We start from the raw sequence: 15,809 nt of genomic DNA, 5'->3' as shown, positions 1-15,809 counted from the left end.
CATCATGGCAGGAGCCGTTTTACGGCTGCGGTATGATATTTAATGCACAGTTCTGGTGCGCAATGCTCGGGGTTTGGCGACCACATGGCAACAACGCTGAAAACATCGATCGGACACAACACCACAGACAGCCTCTCACAACTGCAACCCGGCGCGCTCGATCTGAGCCATCTGCCGGTAACGCGGCTGGAGCGCATGGCGCGGGCCGGACAGGAAATCCTCAGATGGCACGATATCCTGCACCGCTCCGGCGATACGGTGATCACCAGCATGCTCGCCGATGCCATGCAACCAACGGCATGGGACCATATTCCGGCAAATGATGTGGTCGACAACACCAGCGGCAGCCAGTTCTTCTTTCACCTCCATGGCGAGGAAGAGGATGATGGAGGTAATGGCCATACCGACCATCGGGACATCGGCGAAACCGGGCACTTCCACTGTTTCCAGCGCCTGAAGGATCCCGAGGGCGGCATGATCCGGTTCGAGCCGGTATCCGCCGCACGCGGTCATGCGGTCGCCGCACCAGCCCAGCGCGAGGACGGTACCGGCATTGCCCATCTGGTTGCCCTCGGCATCGATGCTTTCGGCCTGCCGAACCGGCTGTTCACGACAAATCGCTGGGTGACCGGCGAGACATGGTGCCCGGCGGCGGAACTGATCCCGCAGATTGATGCCTTCGAAATCAGCCATGGCCAGCCGAATTTCATCGTCAACCAGTGGATGACCGAGATGATCCGGCTGTTCCAGCCACAAATCGCCTGCCTGCTCATGGCCCGCGACCAGATGCTGAAGGATCATGGCGGCGGCAAGCTGTCACCCGCCCTCAATGACCGCTCTATCGAGGTAACATCGGAACTGCCGATATCGGTTCCGGCACAGACCGCAGCCGTTGCCGCAGCGCTGGAGCAAAACCGCAGCTGAAGCGGATCAGCACTGATAGGCTTCCTGAAATGCCTGAACGATCGACACAATCGGCGGTCCAACAACCAGATACGGGTTGCGATCGGTCCATTTCAGATAGGCTATCCGCGCCTGATCGGCACTGACGAACAGGGGCGGGCAGAACAGCGCGCCATCAAATCCGGCACGTTTGATATGCCGCTGCAGATCGAGAATACCGCCGAGATAGGTAATACAGCGCTCACGCTCTGCGCCACCGCTCTGCTGGCAGTCATATTTGAACTGCGGCGCGCTGTAGGTTGGCGGTGGCGGCATCTGGGCCTGTACAGAAACGGGCGGTATCAGGGCAAAGGCGGCGAGCGCAAGGGCGCCAAGTACATAAGTGCTGACAATCCGGCCAAACACCCGTTTCGATATAGCTGACATGAGAACCCTTAACTGCTGGCCGATAGTACCTGAGACAAATTCTTTAGCATCGCGGCGGTCGCCCCCCAAATAAAACGACCGTTATAGGGCACAGCATAGAATGACCGTTGCCGACCATCCACCACATGATCATGGCGCTCGAAGTTGCCGGGCGACATGAAAAACGCCAGCGGCACCTCGAAAATATCCTCGACCTCGGACGGATCGGCCCGCAATTCACCGGGATCGCGCACGAGGCCGACAACTGGCGTAATCCGGTAATTGGTGACGGTCCGGTAGTCATCCAACTGACCGATCAGCTCCACCCGGTCCCGCATCAGGGCAACTTCCTCTTCCGCCTCACGCAGGGCAGCGGCAACCGCATCGGCATCGCCCGGCTCGACCTTGCCACCCGGCAGGCTGATCTGTCCGGCATGATGGGTCAGATGGCTGGTGCGCTGGGTCAGCAGCACATGCCAGTCGCCATTGGCACCGCGCGCGATCAGGGGCATCAGCACACCGGCCGGGCGCATCTCCACAAGCGACGCATCGCCCGCCAATGGCCGGGGCCGATAATCGGCGAGAAGGGAGCGAAGTTGCGTATCAGTCAGCGGCATATCTGTGCGTATCACTTCCTTATCGCGGCGCTGCTATCGGTTGCCATCTCTGTCGGAATATCATCATCAGATACCTGTCCGAGAGAGAAAAACACACCGTCACTGACCACGCCCAGCTCGGCAACATCATCCGTACTGCTGCGGGCAACCGCATGATCCACTAGCTCATAAAATACCGTACGGCCAAGACGGGCCGATAGACCACGCGGCATCTCGACATAGGGCGTCACCTCACCGGTCACCGGACTGGGGCGCATGACCAGAGGCGTGTCGACAGACAGTGTCAGATCATGGTCGAGATTGGTGATAAAATGAATTGTCTGATCCTCGCGACCGGCATTCTCAACCCGCATCGCCTGTACGACGAAGGGCGCGTCCTCGACCTCAATGATCCCCTGTTCAGCAGGTGTCTTGAGCCAGTATTGACCATCATCACGGCGGCTCAACACGGTCGAGAACAGTTTTACCAGCCGATGCCGCCGGATCGGGTCGCTCTGATGAAACCATGTGCCATCACGGGCAATGCGCATCTGATAATCGCGCGGGATCATGCCCGGCTTGAATTCCTCATCACTGCCCTGCGTCATTGTTTCGTCCAAAGTCCCCTATGGGCTTCAATATGATTACCCCTATATGGATTATCAGAAACATGCTCACAATGTCGTTTACGGATGCTGCCATAGACCCGACATAGTGCTAGGCTAGATATGTTTCTGAATTGAATATTATTTCCAAACCACTCGGAACATCAGACGCATGGCCTTGATCACCGGACGACTGACTGAAACGCACCCCTTTCTGCCAACCGCAGCACATGCCCCTGCAGGCACCAAAACCGCCACACCGCCCAAGCCGATGGAGGCCGCAGCCATTGCAGCCGAGGCCGAACGGCTCGGCGAGGTGCTGGGACAGGCGCGAGACCAGATCGGCACGGTTATTTTTGGTCAGCGTCAGGTCGTCGACCTCAGCCTGATCAGCATTCTGGCTGGTGGTCACATCCTGCTGCTCGGCGTGCCCGGTCTGGCGAAAACACGGCTGGTTGAAACCCTTGGTTCGGTTCTTGGCCTCGATTACAAACGCATCCAGTGTACGCCTGATCTGATGCCCGCTGACATTCTCGGTTCCGAAGTGCTCGATGAGGGCAAGGCTGGTAAACGCGCCTTCCGCTTTATCGAGGGGCCGATCTTCACCCAGTTGCTGATGGCCGACGAGATCAACCGCGCCAGCCCGCGCACTCAATCCGCCCTGCTGCAGGCGATGCAGGAAAACAGCGTCTCGGTCGCAGGCCACACCCATGCCCTGCCGCAGCCATTCTATGTACTGGCCACCCAGAACCCGCTTGAGCAGGAAGGCACCTATCCACTGCCGGAAGCCCAGCTCGACCGTTTCCTGATGCAGATCACCGTGGATTATCCCGACCGTGAGGCCGAGCGCGCCATGCTGCTCGCCACCACCGGTACCGATGTTCAACAGGCGGCCTCGGTCCTGTCGGAACAGGATCTGATGATGGCCCGCCATGTGGTGCGCGCCCTGCCGGTCGGTGAACAGGTGGTTGAGGCAATCCTCGATCTGGTGCGCATCGGACGCCCGGAAGACAGCAGCCTCGCCGAAGTCACCAAGCATGTTGCCTGGGGGCCCGGCCCGCGTGCGGCACAGGCGATGATGCTGGCCTGTCGCGCCAAGGCATTGCTCGAAGGACGGCTGTCACCATCGCTTGATGACGTCCGCGATCTGGCCCGCCCGATCCTGCAGCACCGCATGGCCCTGAATTTCGGTGCCCGTGCCGATGGTCTCGAGCTTGATGATGTTATCGAGCGCATGCTGACCACCGTGCTGTAAACGCATCCGTCAGCGCCCACCGGACATCAACGGAAAGCTTCAGGCAAAACAACACCTATGTCGCAACCCACGCCACAGACACCACAGGGTAAAGCCGCCCAAGGCAATGCCAACCGGGCATCGCTTCCGGCCGGACGGCGTCTGCTGAACCGGGCAGCGGCAACGGCAGAGCCATTACCCCCGCTGCTGCTGGATGCCCAGCGGATTGCGGAAACGGTTCGGCAGGGTCTGCACGGTCGCCGACGGGCCGGGGCCGGTGAAACCTTCTGGCAGTTCCGTGACTATGAGCAGCATGACGGTCGTGACCGCATCGACTGGCGGCAATCGGCCAAGGGCGAGCGTCTCTATGTCCGCGATGCGGAATGGGAAGCATCCCAGACCGCCTATCTCTGGGCCGACCGTTCGGCCTCGATGGTATTCCGTTCATCGAAGAACCTGCCGACCAAACGGACCCGCTCGATGCTGCTGCTGCTGGCTACCGCCAGCCTGCTGATCCGACAGGATGAACGTATTGCCCTGATGAGCCGGATTGACCGGACCCGCCCGGCCAATGGCCGCGCCGGGCTGATCCAGATCGCCAATGCCCTAATCCCGCCCGACGGGGCCGAGGATCATGAGCGGGACGAGGATAATCCCTATGGCAACCTGCCCCCGACCCATCCCCTGCCACGGCATTCGCAGGTGATCTGGTTCGGTGACTTCATCTCGCCCTTGCAGGACATTGCCGATGTGATCGGTCCGCTGGTCAATATGGGCGTGCGCGGCCATCTGGTTCAGGTCACCGACCCGGCAGAGGAGAACCTGCCTTATCGCGGTCGTACCCGGTTCAAGGATCTGGAGAGCGGCGACCGCCTGCTGATCCCGCGGGTAGAGAATATCAGCGAGGTCTATGCCGAGCGGATGATCCAGCACCGCGCCGGGTTACAGGCACTGGTCCGCAATGCCGGATGGGACATGACCACGCACCACACCGACCAGCCACCGGAAACATGCCTGATGGCGCTCTACACCCAGTTGAGCGATCAGGGGAGAGGTTTCTAGCCCATGTTCAGCATGTTTGGTGGCACATTGGCATTCGGCACGCCCTGGGTTCTGACCGGGCTGCTGGCGCTGCCTGCCCTGTGGTGGATATTGCGCCTGCTGCCGCCCCGCCCGCGCCTGATCCGGTTTCCGAACCTGCTGCTGCTGCGTGACCTGCTGCCCAATGAGCAGACGCCGTCGCGCCTGCCGCTCTGGCTTTTGTTGCTGCGCATGGTGTTTGCCGCCCTGCTGATCCTTGCCGCATCCCAGCCGACCCTGAACCCGCGCGATCCGCTGCCGGGTGCCGGGCCGATCATCATGGTGGTGGATAATGGCTGGGCCAGTGCCCCGAACTGGTCCGACCGTATGGCCAAAATCGATGCCCTGCTGAACCGCCCCGGCATTGATGACCGCGAGGTGCTGCTGGTTACCAGTGCAGCACCGGCCAATGGCGACCCGATTGATATTCTCGGCCCCTTCACCGCTACGCAGGCCCGCGAACGGCTGGCCGGTCTGCGGCCACAGCCATGGCGCGATGATCTGCCGGTCGCCATCGACCGGGTCAGTGACTGGATCACCGCCCAGAGCAACATGGCAACCCCGACGATTTACTGGCTGTCCGATGGTCTCGCCAGAACCATGCCCGCCGAACGCGCGGCACTCCGACTGATAGCCAATCTCGGCGATGTCATTATGGTCCGTGCCGGTGACAACAGCCTGCCCGTGGTCATCCGCCCGCCAAGTGACAATGCGCTGGACGATCCGATAAACGATGGTGACAGCAACATGCTCGCGGTGACACTGGAGCGCGTCATTGATGATGTCGCCCTGCCGGTCCGGGTGCAGACGCTCGGCAGCGATGACCGCCTGCTCGGGGACCAGACCGTGATCATGGAAACCGGTATCAAGGATATGCGGCTGGAACTCGACGTACCAACTGAACTGCGCAGCGATATCCGGCAAGTACGCATCATCAATGCCAATCATGCCGCCTCACGGGTACTGCTCGATGATCGCTTTGTCCGCCGTCCGGTCGGGCTGATCGCCGGTGGCGATGACCGCAGCGCCCAGCCGCTGCTCGATCAGCTGCACTATCTGCGCCAAGCATTCGAGCCCTTCGCCGAGGTGCGGGGCGGCACGCTGGAAAACCTGATCCAGCAACCGCTGTCGGTTCTGGTCATGGCGGATATCGGTACCCTGACACCGGACAGCATCGACCGTCTCGACACATGGATCCGCGATGGCGGCCTGCTGATCCGCTTTGCCGGACCGCAACTGGCCAATGCCAGCGGCGGCGACAGCCTGCTGCCGGTCCGCATCCGACAGGGTGATCGCGCCCTCGGCGGTGCCCTGTCATGGACCGAGCCGGTCAAGCTCGCGCCCTTTGCCGATAACAGCCCGTTTGCCGGTCTGACCATCCCCGATGATGTCACCATCGAACGCCAGATACTGGCCGAGCCGGAACTTGATTTGAACGAGCGAAGCTGGGCGCGACTTGCCGATGGCACACCACTGGTCACGGCGGAAGCACGAGGCAAGGGCTATCTCGTCCTGTTCCACACCACCGCCAGCCCAAGCTGGTCAAACCTCGCCCTCAGCGGGCTGTTCGTCGAGATGCTGCATCGACTGATGCCACTCAGCGCCGGGGTTGCCCCCGGCCAGTCGGCAGAGAATGAGGCCCCGGCCAATCTCGCGCCGATCCGCTCGGTTGACGGGTTCGGTACCCTGACCGAGCCGGGCCCGATCGTGCAGCCGCTGCATCTGGCCAGCTTCGAGGATACCGAGATTGATCCGCACCACCCGCCGGGGATATATGGTCGCGAGGCAACGCGCCGTGCCCTCAATCTCTCTGCCCGTCTGCCCGAACTGACGCCCCTCGATACGGTCCCGTCCGGTATGCGCCTTGAAAGCCTGAGCATTTCACCCCAAACCGCCCTGTTCCCATGGCTGCTGTTTGCAGCCCTGATGATCGGTCTGGTCGACTGGATGCTGGCCCAGTGGATGAGCGGTGGCCTCAGTGGCCGGATGGATGAAATCAGCAATCGCTGGCGTCCGACCCGCGCTGCCGGGATCGGCATCGCGCTGGTGCTGTCCGCAGTCGCCACCCATGGCGCGCAGGCACAGGCGCTGACCCTTGATGAAGAGCGGGCGATGAAGGTCACTTCAGGCACCTATCTGGGCTATGTGCTGACCGGTGATCGCCGGGTCGATGAAATCAGCCATGCCGGGCTGGATGGCCTCGCCGGTATCCTGCGTCGCCGGACCGCCGCCGAGGTCGAGGGCGCTATCGGCGTCGATATCGACCGTGATGATCTTGCGCTGTTCCCGCTCCTGTACTGGCCGATTACCGAGGTGCAAGCTGATCTCGGCAGTGAGACCGTGGAACGCCTGAACCAGTATATGCGCCATGGCGGTATGATTGTGTTCGATACCCGGGACAAGCTCGAAGGTGGCCTCGAACAGGGTGGCCCCGGCGTCCAGCGCCTGCGTGAGTTGACCCGTAATCTGGACATGCCACCGCTGCAGCCGATCAATCCGCAGCATGTGATGACCCGATCATTCTATCTGCTGCAGATTTTCCCCGGTCGCTATGCCGGTGGCGAGGTCTGGGTCGAGCGCACCGATGAGCGCCGCAATGACGGTGTTTCATCGGTCATGATCGGTGCCCATGACTGGGCTGCCGCATGGGCTGTCGGACCCGACAACCGCCCGATGCTGCCGGTGGTTCCCGGTGGCGAACGCCAGCGTGAACTGGCCTATCGCTTCGGCGTCAACATGGTGATGTACGCCCTGACCGGCAACTACAAGGCCGATCAGGTCCATGTCCCCTATATTCTGGAGCGCCTTGGCCAATGACCGCGAGCAGTGCTACAGATACGGCGATGATTGATGCGGTAACCTCGGTTATCTGGTCACCGATCCTGCCATGGTGGGCGATCATCTGCCTGGGGCTGGCCATTCTTGCCCTGACCGCTACCGGGTTGGTTGGACGACTGCGCGGCACGCTCTGGCGTTTTGCCCTGATGAGCCTGCTGCTGCTGGCACTCGCCAACCCGTCACTGATCCGAGAGCAACGGGCACCGATCCCGGATATCGCCCTGCTGGTCTATGACAACAGCCCGAGCCAGCAACGCCCGCTCCGACAGGAGCAACTTGAAGCCGCCCGCGCCCATCTGCGCGCCACCATCGGCGATATCGAAGGACTAGAGCTACGCGAGATCACGGTTCCCGGACCGGGCAATACCGGTCGTATCGATGAAACCCAGCTGTTCGGTGCCATCGAACAGGCGCTGGGCGATCTGCCCCGGCGTCGGATCGCCGGTATCCTGCTGCTGACCGACGGGCAGGTGCATGATGTGCCGACCGATCTTGCGGCATGGGATGATCTCGGCCCGATCCATACCCTGCTGACCGGTGAAGAGTCTGAAACCGACCGACGGCTGACCGTGGTACAGGCACCCGGCTTTGGCCTTGTCGATAAGCAGGTAACGGTTACCATCAAAGTCGAGGATCTGCCCGGCGACGAGATGGATCGCCAGCCGGTCCGAGTCACCGCACGCAAGAATGATGACGAACCGATCAACTTCACCGTCGAGACCGGCACGCCACAGGATCTGAGCTTCACCATCGATCATGGCGGCCCGAATGTGGTCGAGCTGAGCGTCGAGCGCCAGCCGGGAGAGATCAGCACCGAGAACAACCGCGCGGTGATCGTGGTCAACGGTGTTCGCGACCGCCTGCGGGTGCTGCTGGTCTCCGGCGAGCCGCATCCGGGCGAACGCACATGGCGCAACCTGCTGAAGGCCGATCCCTCGGTCGACCTCGTCCACTTCACCATTCTGCGGCCACCGGAAAAACAGGACGGCACACCGATCCGCGAACTGTCCCTGATCGCCTTCCCGATCCGCGAACTGTTCGAGATCAAGCTGAACGAGTTTGATCTGGTGATCTTCGACCGCTACCAGCGTCGGGGCGTGTTGCCGCGTATCTATCTCGAGAATATTGCCGATTATGTCCGCAATGGCGGCGCGCTGCTGAGCGCGGAGGGACCGAGTGCGGCAACCCCGCTCTCCCTGCATCGCTCGCCTCTGGGTCAGGTTCTGCCCGCAAGCCCGAATGGCGAGATCGATACCGCCCCGTTCCGGCCACAGGTAACCGATCTCGGCAACCGCCATCCGGTAACCAGCAATCTCGGCCATGACAGCCTGACCGCCGGGGAATGGGGCCGCTGGTTCCGCCTGATCGAAAGCCGGGTCAGCGACGGACAGGTGTTGATGACCGATCAAAACCAGATGCCGCTGCTGGTCATGCAACGGGTCGGCGAGGGCCGGGTTGCCCAGTTGCTGAGCGATCATATCTGGCTCTGGGATCGTGGCTTCGAGGGTGGCGGCCCGCAGGCCGAACTGCTTCGACGCCTCGCCCACTGGCTGATGAAGGAACCGGCGCTGGAGGAGGAAACCCTGAGCGCCGTGGTCGAGGATGACCAACTGGTCGTCGAACGCCACAGTCTTGGCGATATCCCGGAGACCGTGACCGTGACCCGCCCTGATGGCACGCGCGAAACGGTCACCATGAACACGCTGGATAACGGCGTCGGACGCGCCACGCTGACCGCCGACAGTCCCGGCCTGTACCGGGTCACCGATGGTGATCTGAGCGCGGTTGCCCTGGCCGGACGGATCAACCCGAAGGAACTGTCGGATTTGCGCTCCGGCGCTGAAAAGCTGGAACCGATCATGGCCGCCACCGGTGGTGCCGCCAAACGGCTGGAGAGTTTGCCGGCCCCGGCCATCCGCCACGTTGCAAACAGCGACAATTATGCCGGTGGCAACTGGCTCGGCCTGCGTGACAACAACAACTACCGGGTCATCGCTGTCACTGACGCCCCGCTACTGCCCGCTCTGGTGCTGCTCGGGCTGACCCTGTTGTTGCTGCTCGCCGGTTGGTGGCGTGAATCCCGATAGCGCCACCCGGTAGCACATGTCTGCAACTATGGTGCAAATTCAGGCAGCTAAAACTTGGTAGTTGCGGCATGTCATGTCATACCGATAGCAACTGATCAGTAAGAACAAGGCCCTGACGGCTGATATTATCGCCAGAAACAACCAGAGACCATGGCGTCATTCATTCACATAGCCGATACCGCCCATGCCTTTGAGGGCGAACGCAAGACCACCGAGCAACGGCTGGATGAATGGCGTCTGCAAACCTATTATCGTGGGTTGCCGCTGGTTCTGCTCGGACTGTTTGCCGGGTCTTTGCTGGCGGTTTACGCGTTGCTCGGCAGCTTTGACAACACGCTGATTGTCGGCTGGCTATGCCTGCATACCGCCATGCTCGGCTATCGCGCCCAGCATTATTTCATGTATCGCCATAACGGCATCGAGAACCACACCCTCGCCTGGTGGCAGCGCCATGCCCTGATGGGACCGATCGCTGGTGGTGTGGTCTGGGCCATCGCAGTAATCGTCTTCATGCCGACGCTTGAGCTGCCGGGACGCATGCTGCTGATCTTCATTATCGGTGGTTTCTCAGCCGCCGCTGTCGGCATTACCAGCGCCTATCTGCCCAGCCTCTATGCCTGGACCCTGACAGCACAGCTGACAGTAACCCTCATGACCTTCGCCACGGCGGACGGACCGACCGAGTTCAGCATGGGGGTCATGCTCACCTTCTTTACCGTCGCACTCCTGTTCTTCGGCAACAGCAACAGCCGGAGCATGCAGAAATCTTTCGTCGATGCGACACGGCAGGCAGCGCTGCAATCGGAAGTCAGCATGCTAGAGGCGCGCACCCGTTCCGCGATTGAGCATATCCCATCGGCGGTGGCGCTGTTCGATGGTGAGGATCGGCTGGTGATCTGGAACCACCATGCCGTGTTGCTGTTCCCCGAATTGCGGAGCAAATGGCAGATCGGCACGCCGTTCATCGAGATCATCAAGTCATCCCCCGCCTGGTTATCGCTCGGTCATACGGAAGAGAATGGCGGCACCACCAAACCCGTGCTGGATGTCGACCAGCGTCTTGCCCAGCACAACAAGCCGCAAGGCACATGGGAAGTCGCTCTCCATGATGGACGCTGGCTGCAGGTTCAGGAAGCACGGATGCCCGATGGCGGCTATATCACCAGCTTCATCGACATTACCAATCTGAAGCGCGAAGAGATCGTCCTGCGTGAAGCGAAGAACGAGGCCGAACGCGCCAACCAGGCGAAATCGCAGTTCCTCGCCCTGATGAGTCATGAGCTACGCACGCCACTAAACGCCATCCTCGGCTTTGCCGAAGGCATCAAGAGCCAGCAGTTCGGCGACCTCAAGGAAGAGTATGTAGAATACGCAACCGTGATCAAGGAGAGCGGCAACCACCTGCTCGCGGTCATCAACGATATTCTCGACCTGTCCAAGATCGAGGCCGGACAGATGACCCTGATGCCGGAGAAGATCGATCCCGGCCGCTCCCTGCAATCGGCCCTGCGCATCCTGCAGGAAAAGGTTCGCAATGCCGAACTCGAGGTTCTGGTCGAGATCGAGGACGACCTGCCAGCGCTCATGGCCGATGCCCGTGCGGTGCACCAGATGCTGCTCAACCTGCTTGCCAATGCCATCAAGTCCACCGCCCCCGGCGGCAAGATCACGATGGAAGCCAAGCGTCAGGGCGATGACCTGCTGCTGGTCGTCACCGACACCGGCATTGGCATTGCGCCCAAGGATATCGAAGCGGTCCTGCGCCCGTTCGGGCAGGTTGAGGATACCCTGCGCCGTACCGAACAGGGCACCGGTCTCGGCGTGCCGCTGACCAAATCCCTGATGGAACTCCATGGCGGCAAGCTGGAGATTTTCAGCAAGCTGGAACACGGCACGCGCATGTGCCTTGTCTTCCCGCCCGACTGCATCGTGCCCGCCAGCGAACGCACCCCGGAAACTGCGTCCTGATAGCCCCTTTCGCCACTCTGCCTGACGCGGTATAGCAGCCCCCATTATGAGCAGTTCTCCCGCACATGCCGGGGCCAGCAGCCCCGAGCCCCCCAGTTTTGAAGCCATGAAGGCGCGTCAGAAGCGTCAGCAGGGCTGGCTGCGCGACCGGATACGCCCGATCAAGCCGCGGGTATATATCTCGGTCGGCCTCGGCTTTACCGGTGGGCTGTGCCTGATCCTGCAAGCCTGGCTGCTCGCCACCATCCTGCATGGTGCCGTGATTGAGGGACGGGCAATCACGGATTTTGCCCGCGAGATCATGCTGGTGATTGCCGCCGTACTGATCCGGGCTGCCATGCTCGGATTGGCCGAGCGGGTCGGCATGGCCAATGCGGTAGCGCTCAAGACCGGGCTGCGCCGTGAGCTGATCGCCAGAATAACCGCAGCCGGACCAGATTTTATCGCCAGCACCGGCAGCGGTCCGATCATCACCGCCGCCTATGACCAGATCGAAGCGCTGGACAATTATATCGCCCGCTATCTGCCGCAACGGATGCTGGCCGGGCTGATCCCGCTCGCCATCGTCATAGCGGTCTGGCCGGTGAACTGGATTGCCGCCCTGATCCTGCTGGCGACCGGGCCACTGATTGTCATGATGATGGCGCTGGTCGGCCTCGGTGCGGCGGCGGCGAGCCGCAAGCAGATGGTGGCGCTGGAACGTCTCGGCGGTTATTTCGTCGACCGGTTACGCGGCCTTGATACCCTGCGCCTGTTCGGTCAGGCGGAAGCGGAGATGGCGCGGGTACGCATGATGGCGGATAATTTCCGGGGCCGCACCATGAGCGTGCTGCGCCTTGCCTTCCTGTCTTCTGCCGTACTCGAGTTCTTCAGCTCAATCGCGATTGCCATTCTGGCCGTCAATATCGGCCTTGCCCTGCTCGGCCTCGTCAATGTCGGGCCACTGGCGAATATCAGCCTCTTTGCCGCGCTGTTCATTCTAATACTCGCACCCGACTTCTATCTGCCATTGCGTCAGCTCGGCCAGTATTACCACGACCGCGCCACCGCCCTTGCCGCCGCCGAAAGCCTGATGGATATCGAACAGCGCGCCGGTGATTTCATCGTCTCGACCGGCGTAGCCGCTGAAACCACACAGACAAATACCGACAGCGCCATCACCTTCAACGCGGTCTCGCTGAACTATGATGGCGACCGGGCAGCACTGGAAGAGGTCAGCCTGAGCGTTGCCGCTGGCGAAACCATCGCCCTGATTGGCCCGAGCGGCAGTGGCAAGAGCAGCCTGCTCAAGCTCTTACTTGGCTTTGTCACCCCGGGCAGCGGCAGCATCACGATCAACGACCGTGTTCTTGGCCATGATTTGCCGATCGAGGATTTCCGCCGACAATGCGCCTGGGTGGGCCAGAAAACCCATCTGTTCCGCGGTACCATCGCCGAGAATATCGCACTCGCCCGACCGGGCGCCGACCGCGCCGCCATCGAAGCCGCTGCCGGGAGTGCGGGTGTCACCCACTTCACCCGCCACCTACCCGATGGCCTCGACACAGCACTGGGCGAACAGGGGCATGGCGTCTCCGGCGGTGAGGCCCAGCGCATTGCTATCGCCCGGGCGTTTCTGGCCGACCGTCCAATCCTGCTGCTTGACGAGCCGACCGCGCATCTCGACCGGGAGACGACCGAGAGCGTGCTTGAAGGCCTGCGCAAACTGATCCCCGGTCGGACCGTGATTGCGGCCACTCACACACCGGCATTGCTCGCCCTTGCTGACCGGACCATTGCACTCGATCACGGTCGGATCAACGAGGCTGCGGATGCCAAACTGTTGCTCGATGAGGCCCTGCCATGAGCAACGAAAAGCAAATCAGGCAGCCGGTAATCCGCACCCTGCTCGGCCAGATGACCGGCAGGCGCGGCTGGATGATCGGTGGTGCACTGCTGGCCCTGCTGGCGACGCTGTCGAGCATCGGGCTGTTGATGACGGCGGGTTGGTTCATCACCGCCACCGGTATTGCCGGGTTCGGCGTAATCGGCGGTGCCATCGCCTTCAACTTCCACTTTCCCGCCGGGATCATTCGCGGCTTTGCGCTCAGCCGGACGGCGGGCCGCTATACCGAACGGATTGTCACTCATGAAGCCACGTTCCGGGCATTGACCGATCTGCGGATCTGGCTGTTCGGCAAGCTGATCCCGCTCGCGCCCGGTCGGCTCGGTGACTTGCGCATCGGCGATGTGCTGACCCGCCTGACCAGCGATATCGACCAGCTTGATGCGATCTATCTGCGCCTGCTGGTGCCGAGCTTCATTGCCCTGATCATAGCCCTGCTGCTGGGCGGCATTATTGCGGTGTTTGAGCCGGTGATCGCCGTCACGGCCCTCGCCCTGCTGGCACTTGCCGGGATTGCCGTACCGATGCTGAGCAACCGTCTCGGCCGCCCGATTGGCGAGGCACTGGTTGACCAGCGGGCCAGCCTGCGTGGTGATGTCAGCGATACCATCGACGGCCTTGCCGAATTGCTGGTCTATGGCGCGGATGAGCGGATGCAGGCACAAATCATGACAGCCCAGGACCAGCTGGGCCAGCAGCAGAAGCGCATGTCTACCATCACGGGTTTCGGCAGCTTTGCCACCAACGCCCTCTCCGGCTCCGCCATGATTGCCGCCATGGTGCTCGGCCTGATCGCCGTGACCGAAGGCCGGATCGAGGGGCCGATACTGGTGATGATCGTCTTTGGCATCATGGCCGCATTCGAGGTTGTCGCCCCGCTGCCGCTCGCCTACCAGATCCTCGGCCAGACCCGTGCCGCCGGTCGCCGGATACTCGACCTCGCCGGTTCCGCGCCGGGCGTTGCCGAACCGGCCAGCCCTGCCACCTGCCCGCAGGATGGCGTGTTGACGCTCGACGGCCTCCGCTTCACCTATCCCGGCAGCAACCGGGCGGCGATTGATGGCCTCAGTCTGACCATCCAGCCGGGCGAGCATGTGGGCATTGTCGGCCATAGCGGCGCCGGTAAATCCACCCTGTTCGCTCTGCTGCTCAAGACCCAAACGCCGGATGCCGGTCATATCCGCTGGCATGACACCGACTTCACCCGGATCGCCAGCGATGAACTCTATCAACAGATCGGCGTGCTGACCCAGTCGCCACGCCTGTTCGCCACCAGCATCCGGGACAACCTGCTGCTCGGCAAACCCGATGCCAGCGATGCCGAACTGATGGAGGCCTGCCGTCTGGTTGCCCTTGATGGCTTTGTTGAGAGCCTGCCGAACGGGCTGGATACATGGCTCGGTGAGGCCGGGGCGAAAATCTCCGGCGGTCAGGCGCGTCGTCTGACGCTGGCCCGGCTGCTCTTGAAAAATCCGAAACTGATCTTGCTGGATGAACCGACCGAGGGCCTCGATCCCGTGACCGAGCGTACGGTGGTCGAGCAGATGCGCAGCGCCCTTGCCGGTCGCACGGTGATCCTGATTACCCACCGCCTTGCCCCGCTCGGTGCCACCGACCGGATCATCCGGCTGGAACAGGGACGGATTACAGAAGACAGTGACGCCGACAGCTTCATCGCCGCCGAGCGTGAAAAGATCACCGCCGCACTGACCGCCGATCAACCAAAACTGACCAAAGCCGCGCAACCACTCGCCATGCCAGCCGAGCCGGTTGTCAGCGAAGCAGCACCGGAGGAACAGCAACCAGACACCACCGTAGCGGCCAAACCGACCGCCCGCTGGTATCTGCGCCCGCTCTATTTCACCATTGCGCTGGTCTCGCTCATCCTCGGACTGATTGGCGTAGTGGTACCGGGAATGCCGACCACCATCTTCATGATCATTGCACTCTGGGGCTTTGCCCGCTCATCGACCCGGTTCCATGACTGGCTCTGGAACCACCCGCGTTTCGGCCCCATGCTGAGCGCGTGGCAACAGCACCGGGTCGTCCCCCGCCGCGCCAAATGGGCCGCAACCCTGATGATGACATTAAGCATTATCATCATGGCCGTCGCCGGTGCGCCACCCTCCGCCACCGCCTTTACCGCTGTGGTCTGCCTCTGCGTCCTCGCCTATCTCTGGCCGAAGCCGGAAGCTGTTTCGCCATAAA

Annotated in this window: 11 protein-coding genes; 8 read left to right on the top strand and 3 right to left on the bottom strand. The window is 61.9% G+C overall.

What is annotated here, in order from left to right; translation table 11 throughout:
- The first annotated feature begins 84 nt into the window (after nt 1–84).
- On the top strand, nt 85–924 hold the full coding sequence (locus CBB62_12990; protein ID OUT39308.1) for a hypothetical protein: 840 nt from the start codon (nt 85–87) through the stop codon (nt 922–924).
- 6 nt (nt 925–930) lie between these two features.
- Here CBB62_12990 and CBB62_12985 read toward each other — a convergent pair whose 3' ends face one another.
- From CBB62_12985 to CBB62_12975, 3 genes are read right to left on the bottom strand one after another with little or no spacing between them, the layout of a single operon-like run.
- Nucleotides 931–1,329: a hypothetical protein gene (locus CBB62_12985; GenBank protein ID OUT39307.1), complete on the bottom strand. Its 399-nt coding sequence runs from the start codon at nt 1,327–1,329 to the stop codon at nt 931–933.
- Nucleotides 1,330–1,337: 8 nt separating this feature from the next.
- Nucleotides 1,338–1,925, bottom strand: a complete 588-nt coding sequence (locus CBB62_12980) for a CoA pyrophosphatase (protein ID OUT39306.1) — start codon at nt 1,923–1,925, stop codon at nt 1,338–1,340.
- Between the two features lie 11 nt (nt 1,926–1,936).
- A complete protein-coding gene (locus tag CBB62_12975) occupies nt 1,937–2,476 on the bottom strand; it encodes a hypothetical protein (GenBank protein OUT39809.1) in 540 nt (179 codons plus the stop codon).
- A 304-nt stretch (nt 2,477–2,780) separates the two neighbouring features.
- On the opposite strand from CBB62_12975, the gene CBB62_12970 reads away from it, so the two are divergent.
- The 7 genes from CBB62_12970 to CBB62_12940 all read left to right on the top strand — a co-directional run bounded on the left by CBB62_12970 (nt 2,781) and on the right by CBB62_12940 (nt 15,808).
- Complete coding sequence (locus CBB62_12970; GenBank protein ID OUT39808.1) at nt 2,781–3,764, top strand: AAA family ATPase; 984 nt, start codon at nt 2,781–2,783, stop codon at nt 3,762–3,764.
- Between the two features lie 57 nt (nt 3,765–3,821).
- The gene (locus CBB62_12965) at nt 3,822–4,805 is read left to right on the top strand and encodes a hypothetical protein (GenBank protein OUT39305.1); all 984 of its coding nucleotides are present in this window, start codon (nt 3,822–3,824) and stop codon (nt 4,803–4,805) included.
- Nucleotides 4,806–4,817: 12 nt separating this feature from the next.
- Nucleotides 4,818–7,640 (top strand): hypothetical protein, encoded by a 2,823-nt coding sequence (locus CBB62_12960; protein ID OUT39807.1) that lies wholly within the window; start codon nt 4,818–4,820, stop codon nt 7,638–7,640.
- Between the two features lie 26 nt (nt 7,641–7,666).
- A complete protein-coding gene (locus CBB62_12955) occupies nt 7,667–9,748 on the top strand; it encodes a hypothetical protein (protein ID OUT39806.1) in 2,082 nt (693 codons plus the stop codon).
- A gap of 150 nt (nt 9,749–9,898) precedes the next feature.
- Nucleotides 9,899–11,716 carry a hypothetical protein gene (locus CBB62_12950; protein ID OUT39304.1) on the top strand — a complete coding sequence of 606 codons (1,818 nt, stop codon included), beginning with the start codon at nt 9,899–9,901 and terminating at the stop codon, nt 11,714–11,716.
- Nucleotides 11,717–11,762: 46 nt separating this feature from the next.
- Entirely contained in the window at nt 11,763–13,562 is a 1,800-nt protein-coding gene (locus CBB62_12945; protein OUT39303.1) for a thiol reductant ABC exporter subunit CydD, read from the top strand.
- Nucleotides 13,559–15,808 carry a thiol reductant ABC exporter subunit CydC gene (locus CBB62_12940; protein OUT39302.1) on the top strand — a complete coding sequence of 750 codons (2,250 nt, stop codon included), beginning with the start codon at nt 13,559–13,561 and terminating at the stop codon, nt 15,806–15,808. Before CBB62_12945 ends, CBB62_12940 begins: the two co-directional genes overlap by 4 nt.
- Nucleotide 15,809 lies beyond the last annotated feature (1 nt).

Source organism: Micavibrio sp. TMED2 (assembly GCA_002168225.1).
Lineage (GTDB): Bacteria > Pseudomonadota > Alphaproteobacteria > TMED2 > TMED2 > TMED2.
Note: the sequence above shows the minus strand (reverse complement) of the source record. Positions and strands in the feature narration are given on the sequence as shown.

Excerpts from the sequence above, each read along its gene's own strand:
- CBB62_12975 (OUT39809.1), bottom strand. The coding sequence starts at position 2,476 with ATGATCCCGCGCGATTATCAGATGCGCATTGCCCGTGATGGCACATGG.
- CBB62_12985 (OUT39307.1), bottom strand. The coding sequence starts at position 1,329 with ATGTCAGCTATATCGAAACGGGTGTTTGGCCGGATTGTCAGCACTTAT.
- CBB62_12990 (OUT39308.1), top strand. The coding sequence starts at position 85 with ATGGCAACAACGCTGAAAACATCGATCGGACACAACACCACAGACAGC.
- CBB62_12945 (OUT39303.1), top strand. The coding sequence starts at position 11,763 with ATGAGCAGTTCTCCCGCACATGCCGGGGCCAGCAGCCCCGAGCCCCCC.
- CBB62_12955 (OUT39806.1), top strand. The coding sequence starts at position 7,667 with ATGATTGATGCGGTAACCTCGGTTATCTGGTCACCGATCCTGCCATGG.
- CBB62_12960 (OUT39807.1), top strand. The coding sequence starts at position 4,818 with ATGTTTGGTGGCACATTGGCATTCGGCACGCCCTGGGTTCTGACCGGG.
- CBB62_12965 (OUT39305.1), top strand. The coding sequence starts at position 3,822 with ATGTCGCAACCCACGCCACAGACACCACAGGGTAAAGCCGCCCAAGGC.
- CBB62_12940 (OUT39302.1), top strand. The coding sequence starts at position 13,559 with ATGAGCAACGAAAAGCAAATCAGGCAGCCGGTAATCCGCACCCTGCTC.
- CBB62_12980 (OUT39306.1), bottom strand. The coding sequence starts at position 1,925 with ATGCCGCTGACTGATACGCAACTTCGCTCCCTTCTCGCCGATTATCGG.
- CBB62_12970 (OUT39808.1), top strand. The coding sequence starts at position 2,781 with ATGGAGGCCGCAGCCATTGCAGCCGAGGCCGAACGGCTCGGCGAGGTG.
- CBB62_12950 (OUT39304.1), top strand. The coding sequence starts at position 9,899 with ATGGCGTCATTCATTCACATAGCCGATACCGCCCATGCCTTTGAGGGC.